This window comes from Roseateles agri (genome assembly GCF_034043675.1).
Taxonomy (GTDB): domain Bacteria; phylum Pseudomonadota; class Gammaproteobacteria; order Burkholderiales; family Burkholderiaceae_C; genus KK5.
In genome coordinates this window covers 445,188-458,392 of record NZ_JAXCLA010000008.1, presented here as the reverse complement: position 1 = coordinate 458,392, position 13,205 = coordinate 445,188, and the positions used below count along the sequence as shown (strand labels likewise).

Here is a 13,205-nt window from a genome sequence, read left to right as displayed (position 1 = left end):
GGAAAGGACTTCATGGTGCGTTTTCTTGGCTCTATCGATAAGAGCCAAGAATGTTCATATGGACTGGTCCATGTTGCGCGGCCTGCACGCGGCGCGGCTAAATTACTTCAAGTAGGCGCCGAGCCAGCCGCTCTGCGACCGCGCGTGACTCGATGTTCGTGAAGCCCACGAGAACGGCCGAACCGCCTGACGCCTGTGGGCTCCATTCCGACAGGGCCTCTCCGTACAGGCCAGCTTCACGCATGCGAGCAACGAGCTTTCGATCGGACCGTCTCCCTTTCAGGCGCAGGATCAGATGCATTCCCCCTGGCTGCTGGTCGATCAGGATGTGCTTGCCCAGCACCGCCTGCAATTCCGCCACGGCGTCCTCGCGGCGTTGCGCGTAGAGCTTGCGCATGCGTTGAATGTGTCGCGCGAAGTGCCCTTCAGCGATGAATGCCGTGAGGATGGCCTGCGTCAGTTGAGGGCTTCCGCCCGTGAAGGTGTGGCTGACCTCGTTGAAGTGGTCTACCAATGCCTCCGGCACCACGAGATAAGCCAATCGGATTCCGGGAAAAAGTACCTTGCTGAAGGTGCCGGCATACAGCACGCGCCCATCTCGATCCAGGCTCTTCAACGCCGGCAAGGGGCGGCTCACGTAGCGGTACTCGCCGTCGTAGTCGTCCTCGATGATCCAGCTCTTCTGCCGAGACGCCCAATCCAGCAAGGCCAATCTGCGCGGCAGGGATAGGGAAACGCCCGTTGGGCTCTGGTGCGCGGGTGTCACCACGGCGGCGCTCGCCCGCCCCGCCAGGCGAAGGCCTTCTGCAACGTCAATGCCATCCCGGTCCACCGGCACCGGCACGCATTCAATGCCCATACGCGTCAGCATCTCCCGTGTCGGCGGATAGCCAGGACTCTCGTGCCAGACGCGACTCCCCTCCATGAGCAATGCGTGCGCAACCAGCCCAAGTGTGTGCCGATAGCCCGATGTGATGAAGACCTGGTGGGGGCTGCACGCCACGCCGCGCGAGATCTGCAGGTAGGAGGAGATTTCGGCGCGAAGCGCCGGCAGCCCGTACACCGAGGGATGGGCCATGTCTGCAGGCTGCATCGATCGAATGCAGCGCGCCCCCAGTCGCGCCCAGATCTTGCGAGGGAAGGCGTCGAGCGCTGGCAGTCCCATCTGAAACGGCAAGTTCGTATCCGGACGGAAGCTCGGGGTGCCTTCGCGCTCCTTGGCAGGCAGCGCCGGCATCTCAAGGGCGGCCGCTGGCTTGAGATCTGGCGTGACGATGGTTCCAGCTTGTCCTCGCGCCTGGATGTAGCCCTCGGCCGCCAGCAGCGAGTAGGCCGTCTCGACGGTGCCACGAGCGAGTCCCAACTCCTTCATCAATGCGCGGGCGGATGGAATCCGATCACCAGGCTTGAGCGTCCCGTTGGCGATGGCGTTGCGGAAGCGATCGTAGATCTGCCGGTAGAACGGATCGGTCGCTTCAGCGTTGAGCGGCAGCAGGTGGCTGGGGACGTTGACTGGCATGGGAAGCCTCCCGCGGAAATCATGGACCAATCAAAAGTTTAATTTATGGATCTTTCGTTTATTCCATGCGATTTCTAGACTTGTGTCTCCTACCGTCAATGAGACTGAGTCACCATGAAGATCCTGCACCTTTGCTTCAGCCCGCGCGGCCTCGCTGGCGAAAGCTCCCGCCTTTCGAGGCGAATCGTTGCGCGGAGGCCCAGCTCGCCGGAGCGGTAGCTCTCGACGGCATCCAGCTTTTGCTGCTCGGAGTATTTGTTCAAGTTGGTCTCTGGGATGAGTCCAACTTTCTGGGGTCAGTTCAGTCGCTGATGGATACGAGCATCCTAGGCATGGCTCAGCGGATCAACATGACTTGCCAGGACGCTTACGCACCAAGGAACAAACTGCAGCAGCGCTCAGCCTGGCCATCCAACAGTTACGCGGCCGAGTGCGAACGATCACGCTGGACAACGGCACCGAGTTCCACGACTACGAACGCGTCGAGCGAGAGCACGGAGTGAAGTTCTATTTCGCGACACCGTACCACTCATGGGAGCGCGGCACCAACGAGAACACGAACGGACTGATTCGGCAGTACTTGCCCAAGGGCATGTGCATGCGCAATGTCAATCAATATGACTGCGAATGCATCGCCTACGCACTGAACAGTCGGCCGCGGCGCCGACTGGGCTTTAGAACCCCGAGTGAGACCTTCGCTCGGTCCTAGCGGTGTTGCACTTCAAAGTTGACTTCAAGCAGCCGTCTAGCTCAAAGAGCCGACCAAGGTAGGTTCGATCATCCATAGATCCCTTCACCGTTGAACGCAATCACTCGCCGAAGGAGGTCTTCGAGTTCAATAGCTTCAAGTGATCCGTCAGTGGCCTTGTTGCATGCGAGGTTCATGCAGCGGGAGCGCAGACGCGCAGACAGATTGCTGGACACGCGAATCAATTCCTTGTCAGCGGGAGCTTGTTCGAGGCGCAGCAGCAGTTCTTCCGTTGCCGCGGCGAGCAGCCCTCCCGAAATTAGCTGCTCAATGGAGCGCAGTTCTTGCATGCAGATGCCTAACGTGCAAGCTCAGCGGGCGGCGAAGCCGTCCGCTGCAGCGCAAGGTTAGCCCACGGCTCGGTAAGCTGCGCCCGAACCTGCACGAGCGCCTGAACAAGCTTTGCACGCCGCCCAGGTGACTTCAGAGTAGCTGGCAGCGACTCAGCCAATGCTGATTTGGCCCAACATCGGCGCCCCGACGTGCGGACAGCTGACGGCTAGTGGGTAATGGTTTGCAAGAAAGCACTGCGATCACATGATCGAGTTGAGCGGGAGCGCTGAATACAAGCTCATACGCGGCAAAGGGAACGCGAAGCACTGGATAGCCCTTGTGCGGAGTGACGGCAGGCGCTGGAGGATCGAAGACGTGCCCCGATTCGTCCATGGGCACATGCACCCAGAACGCCGCAGGTGCCATGCGCCAGCTCGGGTCGAACGTGAAATGGAAAGCGGGCGACATGACAACGTGGGCTAACGTTGAAGCTGAGTCGCAGCCCGAGGCTTGCCGAGGGGCGTCGGCTCAGCGACCAGTTAGATTTCACAGCGCTTGAGTGCGATGCCACCCAGGGGAAACGCCGAACGCATTGCGGCATCATCGATCTCAACCTTCGCCATGCCCTGACGCTCCTCTGAATTCAGATAGACCGTGAATTCACCACTATCGGGTGCATTGGCGGTGACCCAAATAACGATCCCTGAGTACCTCGCACCGCCCTCACAGGAGAAGCAGGCCTGTGTCTTGATCAGCCGGCGTTGCTGCTTGTTGCGGAACTCGACGGAATTTGCTCCGACAAAGACGCCGAGTTCCGACTTGCAAGAAGCACCCGCAGGGACCCAGTAGCCCTGCGACTCCTTTGGAACAGGCGGCTCGCCAGCCGAGACATGGCCAGCAACGAGTGCAAGAACGGTGACTAAAGATCGACGCATGGACGTTAAATCTAACGGTTGAGTTAACCGGCATGCGACAGAGTGACGTAGCCGGGCGAAAATGAAATGAAGCCCGGCGCAGGAACGCCGGAGTATGTCCGGTTGAACGATGGGTTAGATGGCACGCTCAAACCGAGCTTCTAACTCCGCGAACGAGTTTGCCACCTTGACGGCGTACTGCGGTTCCATGCCGATGAGCGGAAGCAGAAAGATTGCCCCGGCCGCGTCAAACGCCAACACTTCACCGCCGCCGTCGCCGGCGAATGCAAGGAATCCAGGTGCGTAGTCTTGGATTTCAATGTCTGCGTTGTTGCTAGGAACCTCATCCATGGACCAAAGCGCGACATAGCCGGGCCGCATGTCGCCAATGGTGAATCCCTCGAATGCGCCATGCGCAGCGAGGTACGCTTTGTACTCGGAAGGAATGGAGGGTGCCATTGACATCTAACGTCCGAGATCAGCGGTCGCCGTAGGCGGTCCGCTGGATTGAGTAGTTAGCCCGCTGGAGCCAAGCCTCACGCAAGCGACGGCACGACGGGCAGTACCACACCGGAACTGCCCTCTCACCCGCGCCTGATCCAAGGCCAACCGGATCGGAATCTGCTTTCGGGAATTTTGTGCGGGCTTCATCCGACGGAGCATAGTCAATCTCAGCTGCAACACCTGGAACCGAACCTTCAATGAGTTCGTCCCCATGGACTTCACAGACCCTCAGGGCGATGACCACCTCTTCAGGAGTAGCAGACAGACCAGCAGCGGATTGAACAAATGCGGAAACCAAACGTTCCTGCCAGAACCGCAGACGCGAACTGACTCCCACGACCAAGAAGCGTCGGTACTCCTTGTCGCCGACAAACCGCTGGAACTCGGCCCGAATGGTGGCGTTGCGAGACATGACTTTTCTGCTGGCTAACGTCAACGCTCAGCGGGCGGCGAAGCCGTCCGCTGCAGCACGGGGTTAAGTCGAACTCGGCTGCGCGCAAAGACCATTGCCACCGCCGCAATGCCCGAGGCGACCGACAAAATCAGTGGCAACAGCATACCGGCCCCTGTGCCAAAGACGAGCACCGCGAGGAGCGCTCCCACCAGCAGGGCCACCGTTGCGACAAGAGTCTTCCGCGTGGGTGCGATCGCGGATGGCAAAGCCACTGTTGCGAAGGCGCCCAATGCCGACCCGCTGCAGATGGCTACAGACTCCGCGGCTGGAAACCAGGTAGCCATGCATTTGCCTGAGATGAACAGCGCAGGCGGACAAAAGCTCTCAGCGACTGCCATCAGGGCAAGCGATGTGGCAACGCCGAGAAGCATCCCCGCGGCGCCAAACGGGACGACTAGGAGCCAGCACAACGTTTGCATCTGCAACTTAACGTTCGCGGTAAGCGGACCAGCCAGAGTAGCTGGCGCAGGTCCGCTTGACCAAAGGGTTAGGTCGATGGCTCATGAGTGGAACCAATGCGCCTGCATCGCAGCGAGGAATTCGCGAGTGATTGAGTAGCCAGAACTGGATCCGATTACGGAATCGATGCCGCAACGGGGGCAAAGCGCGGTGGTGCCAAGGTCGAGTTCCTGATCTTCAGGAGTGCCCGGCGGCCAATCGACCCAATCAGCGAGCTCGCCTGGGCCAAATAGGGCTAGGCAGTGGAAGCATCCGCATGCCTGACTTGCGAGCAGTCCGACTCGGTGATTGCTCGAGTGCTTGTGAGCGTGGATGACGTCCGACATGCTGCGTCGTGTGAAGCCTAACGTTCGCGGTAAGCGAACAAGCCAGCGTAGCTGGCGCAGGTCCGCTTGACCAAAGGGTTATGTGTCACTGGTCGCATGTGAATGGAGTTCCGCAGTGGATGCAAACGAAGCGCCGGTTGCGATGCACATTCCAAGCCACGCCGGCCCATCCATTTAGCTTGGACTGGGCTACTGAATCGGGATGCACAGGGGTGAAGCCTTCGACCATCGGACGCTTCGCGCACACGGGGCACTTGTGAATGAATGCAAGGAGAGCATGCAGCGCCGCGAGGCCAAGGCCGAAAAGGAGCGTGAGCATGGCCCAGTACACGGCCGCTGACTTGACCAGGACGAGCAGCAAAACAGCGACGCCTGCAACGGGGACCACCGCCCAAGCCGCAACGACGATCAAAGCGTCCCAGCGAATGAGCCTAGCGTGGGGATACGGACGCATAACGTGCCAGCTCAGCGGGCGGCGAAGCCGTCCGCTGCAGCAAAGGGTTAGACGGTGGTTTCGCGACCATAGCCTACCCACCGACCGCCACTGGAATTTACTCGCATAGCTCTGAAACGAGGACTGCAGCACCATTGGACGATGCGTTCGACCGTAGCGGCATTTGGCTCATCGGGCGCGAGGCTCACAAGCTTCGGACGCAACGCAAGCATGTTGCCAACTGGAACGGCGTGCTGCTTGGCAGGGAACTCGTTACCTATTACAAGCAATGGTCCCAAATACCGATGAGTTCCATCGGAGTATTGACCTGTAAACACGCGGATAGCGACATCAAAGCCGGTTCCAGGCAGAGAAACGCGGAGCACATCTATGCCCGCGGAATCACCGAGACGCTCCAAAGGCTTGAACTCATTCGTGCCGGTCACGAGTGACCACTCGAACGCTCTTCCCGAAATGATGGCTGTAGTCATACGCCGTCTAACGTTGAAACTCAGCGGGCGGCAGAGCCGTCCGCTGCAGTGCCCGGTTGGGCCTCTGCTGTGTATGCGATGAATGGGCCGAAGTAGACGCGGCCAGCAACGAGACCCTGAAGGACTTCTTCCCGCGTCGGAAGCTCATGTTGGAACTCGGGCCACACATCTGCGACATAAGAACTCCAGCCGGCCGGATCGAGTTGTTGGACATCGCCGTGTACATCCAGAAACTGGTCCCCAATCGCCCGTACCTCGGCTACGGCAAATCTGAGCGCAGCCTGGTAGTCGGCCGCGCAGGCGAAGACCGGCACAAGCGCCTCATCCTCTGGCCTATCAGCGGTATCCGCAGAATTCAGACGGACTTTCAGCCAGGCCGCGAATAGACCAATCTCCACAGTTGTCTCCATCATTCCGCTCACGCTTGCCTTGCAGATGCCCAACGTTTGACATGAGAGGCTTGGCCCGGCTTGCCGGGACAAGTCCTCTCGATGGAAGGGTTAGGCATCTGGTGGCGTACCACTTTGAGTACTCAGGTCTCTACAAGAATTCTTTGGCCACATGTTAGGTGCCTGCCGCTACCCCAGCGATTCGAATCCGCAAGTGAGAAGCGGAGGTCGCACAGCGGGCACTCAACCCAGCCTGGAATGTATTGCGCGGCAGAGCGGGGCTCGAGATCTTTAGCTGGCCAATCGACTTCTCGCCTCAGCCAAGCGACGCGACCCTTTGCTTCCTGCATTGCGGTTGTGCCAGAGCCGAACCTTGAGTTCCCGCGACCAGCTTCCTCCCACGATGGGGTATCTAGGCTTCCCGTGTTCTTGAACTCTGTATATCCGTAGGTCCCGTCTTCTCTGCGAAAAACCAGCACCCGATGGAGACCATCAACGCTGACTACTTCGTGGTCGACATTCATTCGAGATGCCTAACGTTGGATTTCAGCGGACGCCGCAGGCGGTCCGATGGAAAGAAATGTTATCCCTCATATTCATCCTCAGGTATCACAAGACCAGAGCCGTAGCCCAGCTTGGTCAATTTTCCAATGAGAGATGTCCCCGCCGATAACCAGGTAACACATTGCTCCAGACTTCCCACGCGCCACGTGCCGTACGCACCATGGCAGCCGCGCTTGAACTCCAGTCCTTTGACTGTCCGTCGAACTTCCCGCCGGCAATTGGCATCTTCTGGATCAGGCGAAAAAATTTCGGCCTCCAACGGTAACGCGAGCAGAAGCGGCTCAAGCTGTGAATCCGCGAGTTCGCAAATGATCTCTACGAAGCCCGCGGATCTGCGCCCAGGGCTTGCTGTAATTCCGTAGTCGCGCAATTTCATGAGGGATAACGTTCGACATGAGCGGCGGCCGGAGGCAGGCGAAGCCTGCCGGAGGACGTCCGCTCGATGAAGGGGTTAGGCGTCAGCGGCATGAGGGCTGGAGTCAAGTGCCGAGGGTAGAGATGATCGAGACCTGAGAAGACTCTTGCTAGACGAGTTGGCCACGGAAGGACCACCGCCAGTAGCAATAGCGTATGAGCTTCCCTGTGCCAAGGCAAAGCAAGTAGATCAGGAAGAAGAACTGCAGTGGCTGGCCCCGCAACGGAATGAAGCCGAGCCAGTTCAGCACGGCGTAGGGCAGCAGAAGCAGGAGGCCGACGGAAAGCGCGACCTTTACGAAGATGCCCAAGGCTAGGGCGAACGCCGAGCCGTGACCAAATGGCAGCCACGGCGCTTGCAACCGGCGAGCCTTCTTCTCCCACTCTGTTGGCGCGAGGAGGAGACCAATGGGCACGCCCACCGTGGCAGCTATCAATGCGAGCTGAAGCGATGCTGGCACTGGCGCCTAACGTCAAAGCTCAGCGGGCGGCGAAGCCGTCCGCTGGAGCGAAAGGTTGGGCATCACCCGGCGGGCCAACTGCTCCACCAAAAAAGCCGAGCCGCGCAGTGAAAGCCCGACGTAGGTTTCGGCGACAGCCTCGATTTCCCCATCCGGAAACTTGATCTGAAAGACGGTCATTTCTTGGCTTCCGCCCAAGGTCCATTCCTTGTCTGTGATCGAACCACCCAGAGCTTCGATCTCCACAGCAAGGCGAGCAAACAGCGCGTCGTCGTATTCGGAGCCAAGCATGATCTCGGTCATGGTGCTTCCCAACTACAGATTCGTCCCAGCGGTGCGCGGGACAAGAGACCCAAAGACTGCCCGCCAAAATTCTTCGTCGTCGGCCTTTCCATTTTGGCGCGCTTCGGCCGCCAACTTCGCAGCGTACTCGTGAGCACGCTGCCCGTGATCGAGTGCCAGTTGATGCGCGACTCGCGCGACCTCGATCCAATCAGTCATGCTCGCTCCGACGCCGCACGTGATGCCCAACGTTTGACTTAAGCGACGCCGTCAGGCGTCCGCTTGAAGGAAGGGTTAGGCGAGTATGGAGCCACGATGATGTTCTGCTCGCCAGCCTGCCTCAGGCTCACGGCAACAACACCCGCAAACCATTCATAGTCCTTCGGCAATTGAAGTTGCACGCCCCGTGGATCGTCGGGCGCAACGAGAACATACCCGTCACCTTCTTCCGCTATGTAGCCTACATCAACCATATACGACGCAAAGTCATCTCTTAGCTTCTCTAGAGAAGAGAAGCCGCTGATCTTGAGGAGTGTCGTTGATGACTGCATGGAGGTCTAACGTGAAGGTAACCGGCGACTTGCGGCAGGAGGGAGCGTAGCGACCGGACGCCGCAAGGCGTCCGAGTTGACTGCCATGTTAGACCTCACCTCCAAAACTGCCACCACGATCTGGCTATGACAGGCTCCGCCGACGGCAACTCACGAGACTCGCTCAGTGGAAAGGGCTCCACGCGCCCGGTCCCGCTTGCCCAAGCTTCGTTGCTTCGATGCGTGCCAAGGCCCAAAGCATCGAACTCGTCTTCCCCTTTTCGCGCGACAACTCCGGCAAAGCGGAGGGCCCGACTGATGGAGGAGTCAGGCCACTTGGACATGTTCTCCTCCGTCTCTCCAAGCGTGAGGACGATCCGTCCGTCCTTCCATACGATGGCGTCTTGAGCACCAGTCCCGCCATGGATAAATGTTGCAACGTAGACGACCTTCGATGTCCTCGAGAGTTCTTGAGCCAAGGCCGATACTCCTGCGGCCATTTCCCCGGCTGGCATCGGGTTCGGATCGGCTGACGCGATACCGGATTGGAGGAGTTCTTCCGCAAGCGCATCGGTGATTGGAACGAGAGCAAGGCCCTGAGGTAGATCTCGAACGACTGCATTCGACAGCTTGGCGGGCAGTTCGATGAGAGTTTCGCGAGGAGCCACGAGTGCTTGAACCCAATGCATGTGAGGTCTAACGTTGAAGCTGAGCCGCGAGCGGCGGCCTGCCGACGCGAGTCGGCTCGAGCGACTGGTTAGGCACGCTCGCTGGAAGCCCAAGCATTGAAGTATTCCCGCTGCTGGGAGACGGTGGCAGGAATGACATCGGGGCCTTCAGCATAGATGCTCACAAGATCTGATTTTGAAGCGTGTCTTCCCTCTTGCATCTTGTAGGCCACCTTGCCGCTCGCCATGCTTCTTGCCATTCCAGATGGATAGACATTCAAGCTAGAGCCATAGCAGAAAAGCAGCAAGCCATCGCTCTCCAGGCCCAGGCGAACCATGCAAAGCGCCTCAAAGAAGTCGTCAGCGCTCGCGGCAATGACCTTCCCACGGTAGGACAGCTCCAGATTGCAGGCATCGTCGCGCTCTTCCGCGCGAAGTGTTGCGGTTTCATCGTCCGCGCCACCAATGAGAAATATCGAGTGCAGTTCCATGAGTGCCTAACGTGTTGTAGGGAGACAGGCGTGTCCGTTTATCACGGCGCGGCGTCCGCTTATCACGGCACCACCCCCTTGGCCGCAGGCCGCGTCAGGCTTGAGTTTGCGCTGCATCATGTATATTTATACAGTAGTATCAGATCCGCCAAAAGCGGCACCTTCAGTTTGACAGCCTGACCGGGATCACGGCCTCGTGGTTGACCTGGCGGGTGGGTGCACGCCGACGATTGGAGGCAAGCATGTCGACTCCGTCAATCACCCTGGCAGGGGATCGTCCTCTCGCTGCTCGCGGCCTTCTACGTCCCCAGCAGCCGCCATTGCCACCCTTGCAGTCGGCCAAGCTCCTTGACCAGCTTCGGGAGCGGATCCGCTATCTGCACTACAGCCGCCGCACCGAGGATGCCTATGTGCATTGGTGCCGGGCCTACATCCGCTTCCACGGCGTTCGCCATCCCGCCGAGATGGGTGGGGCCGAGGTCGAAACCTACCTCACCTGGCTGTCGAATGAACGCGGCGTCGCCGCCTCGACGCATCGCCAGGCCTTGTCTGCGTTGCTCTTCCTGTACGGCAAAGTCCTGGGCGTCGGCTTGCCGTGGATGGCGGAGATCGGCCGACCTCAAGTCAAGCGTCGTCTGCCCGTGGTGCTCAGTCAATCCGAGGTGATGGCGATCCTGGATCACATGGAGGGTACTCGCCGCCTGCTGGCGCAGCTTCTCTATGGCACGGGTCTGCGGATCAGCGAGGCGCTGCAGCTTCGGGTCAAGGATCTGGACTTCGCGCACGGCGCGGTCATCGTCCGCGAGGGCAAAGGTGCGAAGGACCGCGTGGTCATGCTGCCGGAGAGCTTGGTGCCAGGGTTGCACGAACAGCTCAATGCGGCTCGGTCGCTGTGGACGTTCGATCAAGCGGAGGGGCGGGGCGGCGTGTTCATGCCGGATGCCCTTGAGCGAAAGTATCCGCGCGCGGGCGCGGCCTGGGCTTGGTTCTGGGTGTTCCCGCAGGCGGAGCATTCCACGGACCCGCGCAGCGGCGTGGTTCGGCGACACCACTTGTACGACCAAACCTTCCAGCGCGCCTTCAAACGTGCAGTGAGTGCGGCCGGACTGACCAAGCCGGCAACGCCACACACGCTTCGACATGCCTTCGCGACGCACCTGCTGCAGGCCGGCTACGACATCCGCACCGTGCAGGACTTGCTCGGGCACGCTGACGTCGCGACGACCATGATCTACACCCATGTGCTGAAGGTGGGCGGCGGTGGGGTACGCAGTCCGATGGATTCGCTGGCCGCGCGGTCCAAGCCCTGAATCAGAGCCAGAACGAGCTGACCGACAGCAGCCGGTGGCGAATGTCTGGAGATGGCCGACCCTAACAGTTCGCTGGCTCTATCCTGGACACCCTGTCCCATGAGCGCGAGCGCGGTTCACGACGCCAGCGCTATCCGACACTCGAACTACTGGAGGTCGAGCCCCTCGATCGCTGTTGCGAAGGCCGATGTTGTGGCGACCCTCGACGAGCGATCAAAGGCCGTGGTTCGAGCAAGCGATCCGCGGCCTCTAGTTCGCTGCCTTCCACTCACCGTTCTCTATCGTCAGCAGGACGCGGGCGTTGTCTTCCAGTCCCCAGTGATCCTTGGCCGAATAGCGGATCACACCCTGAGTGATTGTTATGCCCTTGGAGTTCTCCAAGGCGTCTTTGAGGGCTGCGCGGAATTCCGCCGTGCCCGGTCTGGCCTTCTTGAGAGCGACTGGCGCCGCCGCCTGCAACAGTAGATAAGCGTCATAGCCATGCGCCGAAAACTGATTGCGCGTGCCCGCGCCGAACTGCTGCTCGTAGCGCTCTACGAACTCGGTGGCCAGTTTCTTGGAGGGATGCGACACCGGCAGTGCTTCCGGCATCACAGCCAGGCCCGCCACCACGATCGACCCGTCCACGTCCTTACCGCCCAGGCGGATCAGGTCGCGCGAGGCAGCACCGTGGGTCTGGTAGATTTTTCCCTTGTAGCCGCGTTCAACAATGGCCTTGTGTGGCATCGCCGAACCGCTGCCTGACGCGCCGATCAGGATCGCGTCCGGATGAGCCATGGTGACTTTCAAGGACTGGGCCGTCACGCTCGTATCGGATCGGGCGAAGCGCTCCGTGGCCACCGAGGTCAGACCGGCCTTCTCGGCCAGCGCATCGAAGGATTTCAGCCAAGCCTCGCCATAAGCGTCTGAGTAGCCGAGGTAGGCATAGGTCTTGATGCCATGCTTCTTCATGTGCTCGACCAGTGCCGAGGCCATCAGCGCCGTGGACTGCGCGACACGGAAGGTCCATACATCCTTGCCTTCGGGAAGTTCGACGGGCGAGGTCGAGATCTGCACCGTCCTGCCCTCCTGTGCCACAGCTGAAAGCGCCAGTGACGCGGGGGTGGCGGTGGAGCCCACGATCGCATCAACCTTGTCCTCGGTGATGAAGCGATGCCCGTTCTTGGCCGACTGCGTCGGGTCGGAGGCGTCGTCCAGAATGATGAGCTTCAGCTTTTCGCCAGCGATGATGTCGGGCCACATGGAGATCCCGTTCCTGGTCGGAATACCGAGACCTGACGCCGGTCCGGTCAGCGGCAGGCTCACGCCGATGGTGATTTCGGCGCGGGCCGTACCGAAGGCCACTGTGCTCAAGAGCATCGCAAACAAGGGACGGATCGATCTTTTCATCTTGTCTCCTGGGTGAAATCCATTCGCTGCATGCCGCGCCTCTTCCTTGCGACTCAAGCCGTGCCGAGCTTGCTCAGCAGTCTTCGAAGTTGCGCTTTTTCGGTAAGCGTCAGTCCGGCCGAGATTCTTTCGTCGTGTTCCTTCACGGCCCGCTTGTAGCGCTTGAGCAGGCGCGTGCCTGCCTGGGTCAGCAGCAGGCTGTACGAGCGGCGGTCGCCGCTGGCGCGACGCTCCATCAGGCCTGCCTTCTCGAAGCCATCGATGATCGCCACCACACCGGACCGCGCAATGCCCATCACTTCGGCCAGGCGCGACTGGGAAATTCCGGGATTGTTCTCAACGATCACAAGCGAGGAGAAGCGTTGCGGCGTGATCTCGTCGGCCTCCATCGTCGCGGCGAAATCCTCGTAGATCGACAACTGTGCGCGGCGCACTGCATAGCCGATCAGTTCGTCGAGCAGGTCGTACTCCACACCTTCGATGCGGGCGTTGAAACGAACGCGCGGCTCCAAGACGTCTCCTCATCCCCGGCTGTCGGGCACTTGTGTTCACGGATGCAACTGTTATAGGCTATAACAATTCGGCG

At 60.0% G+C, this 13,205-nt stretch carries 16 protein-coding genes and 1 pseudogene; 3 read left to right on the top strand and 14 right to left on the bottom strand.

From position 1 onward, the window contains the following. Positions 1–97 precede the first annotated feature (97 nt). Positions 98–1,519, bottom strand: a complete 1,422-nt coding sequence (pdxR, locus tag SNE35_RS24865) for a MocR-like pyridoxine biosynthesis transcription factor PdxR (protein ID WP_320425715.1) — start codon at positions 1,517–1,519, stop codon at positions 98–100. A gap of 370 nt (positions 1,520–1,889) precedes the next feature. Here pdxR and SNE35_RS24860 point away from each other — a divergent pair. Next, positions 1,890–2,228 (top strand): annotated as a pseudogene (locus SNE35_RS24860) (IS30 family transposase); the annotation flags it as partial. Between the two features lie 68 nt (positions 2,229–2,296). Here the strand turns inward: SNE35_RS24860 and SNE35_RS24855 are convergent. From SNE35_RS24855 to SNE35_RS24840, 4 genes are all read right to left on the bottom strand, one after another. Further along, positions 2,297–2,557, bottom strand: coding sequence for a hypothetical protein (locus tag SNE35_RS24855; RefSeq protein WP_320425713.1), 261 nt, complete (start codon positions 2,555–2,557; stop codon positions 2,297–2,299). A 522-nt stretch (positions 2,558–3,079) separates the two neighbouring features. Next, a complete protein-coding gene (locus SNE35_RS24850) occupies positions 3,080–3,475 on the bottom strand; it encodes a hypothetical protein (RefSeq protein ID WP_320425712.1) in 396 nt (131 codons plus the stop codon). Between the two features lie 114 nt (positions 3,476–3,589). After that, positions 3,590–3,913 (bottom strand): SMI1/KNR4 family protein, encoded by a 324-nt coding sequence (locus SNE35_RS24845; protein WP_320425711.1) that lies wholly within the window; start codon positions 3,911–3,913, stop codon positions 3,590–3,592. Between the two features lie 19 nt (positions 3,914–3,932). Beyond that, a complete protein-coding gene (locus tag SNE35_RS24840; RefSeq protein ID WP_320425710.1) occupies positions 3,933–4,370 on the bottom strand; it encodes a hypothetical protein in 438 nt (145 codons plus the stop codon). 1,415 nt (positions 4,371–5,785) lie between these two features. Here SNE35_RS24840 and SNE35_RS24835 point away from each other — a divergent pair. Next, positions 5,786–6,082, top strand: a complete 297-nt coding sequence (locus SNE35_RS24835; protein ID WP_320425709.1) for a hypothetical protein — start codon at positions 5,786–5,788, stop codon at positions 6,080–6,082. A gap of 59 nt (positions 6,083–6,141) precedes the next feature. On the opposite strand, the gene SNE35_RS24830 is transcribed toward SNE35_RS24835, so the two are convergent. From SNE35_RS24830 to SNE35_RS24800, 7 genes are all read right to left on the bottom strand, one after another. Then, entirely contained in the window at positions 6,142–6,534 is a 393-nt protein-coding gene (locus tag SNE35_RS24830; protein ID WP_320425708.1) for a hypothetical protein, read from the bottom strand. Between the two features lie 559 nt (positions 6,535–7,093). After that, positions 7,094–7,450 carry a hypothetical protein gene (locus SNE35_RS24825; RefSeq protein WP_320425707.1) on the bottom strand — a complete coding sequence of 119 codons (357 nt, stop codon included), beginning with the start codon at positions 7,448–7,450 and terminating at the stop codon, positions 7,094–7,096. A 148-nt stretch (positions 7,451–7,598) separates the two neighbouring features. Next, on the bottom strand, positions 7,599–7,910 hold the full coding sequence (locus SNE35_RS24820; RefSeq protein ID WP_320425706.1) for a hypothetical protein: 312 nt from the start codon (positions 7,908–7,910) through the stop codon (positions 7,599–7,601). A gap of 51 nt (positions 7,911–7,961) precedes the next feature. Continuing rightward, positions 7,962–8,252 carry a hypothetical protein gene (locus SNE35_RS24815; RefSeq protein WP_320425705.1) on the bottom strand — a complete coding sequence of 97 codons (291 nt, stop codon included), beginning with the start codon at positions 8,250–8,252 and terminating at the stop codon, positions 7,962–7,964. A gap of 236 nt (positions 8,253–8,488) precedes the next feature. Next, entirely contained in the window at positions 8,489–8,782 is a 294-nt protein-coding gene (locus SNE35_RS24810) for a hypothetical protein (RefSeq protein WP_320425704.1), read from the bottom strand. A 95-nt stretch (positions 8,783–8,877) separates the two neighbouring features. Further along, positions 8,878–9,450, bottom strand: coding sequence for a hypothetical protein (locus SNE35_RS24805; protein WP_320425703.1), 573 nt, complete (start codon positions 9,448–9,450; stop codon positions 8,878–8,880). Positions 9,451–9,518: 68 nt separating this feature from the next. After that, entirely contained in the window at positions 9,519–9,920 is a 402-nt protein-coding gene (locus tag SNE35_RS24800) for a hypothetical protein (RefSeq protein ID WP_320425702.1), read from the bottom strand. A 329-nt stretch (positions 9,921–10,249) separates the two neighbouring features. Here SNE35_RS24800 and SNE35_RS24795 point away from each other — a divergent pair, with 329 nt between their 5' ends. After that, positions 10,250–11,230 (top strand): integron integrase, encoded by a 981-nt coding sequence (locus SNE35_RS24795; protein WP_431312787.1) that lies wholly within the window; start codon positions 10,250–10,252, stop codon positions 11,228–11,230. Between the two features lie 249 nt (positions 11,231–11,479). Here SNE35_RS24795 and SNE35_RS24790 read toward each other — a convergent pair whose 3' ends face one another. Both SNE35_RS24790 and SNE35_RS24785 read right to left on the bottom strand, forming a co-directional pair. Further along, positions 11,480–12,619, bottom strand: coding sequence for an ABC transporter substrate-binding protein (locus SNE35_RS24790; protein WP_320425701.1), 1,140 nt, complete (start codon positions 12,617–12,619; stop codon positions 11,480–11,482). Positions 12,620–12,672: 53 nt separating this feature from the next. Then, positions 12,673–13,131: a MarR family winged helix-turn-helix transcriptional regulator gene (locus tag SNE35_RS24785; RefSeq protein ID WP_320425700.1), complete on the bottom strand. Its 459-nt coding sequence runs from the start codon at positions 13,129–13,131 to the stop codon at positions 12,673–12,675. Positions 13,132–13,205 lie beyond the last annotated feature (74 nt).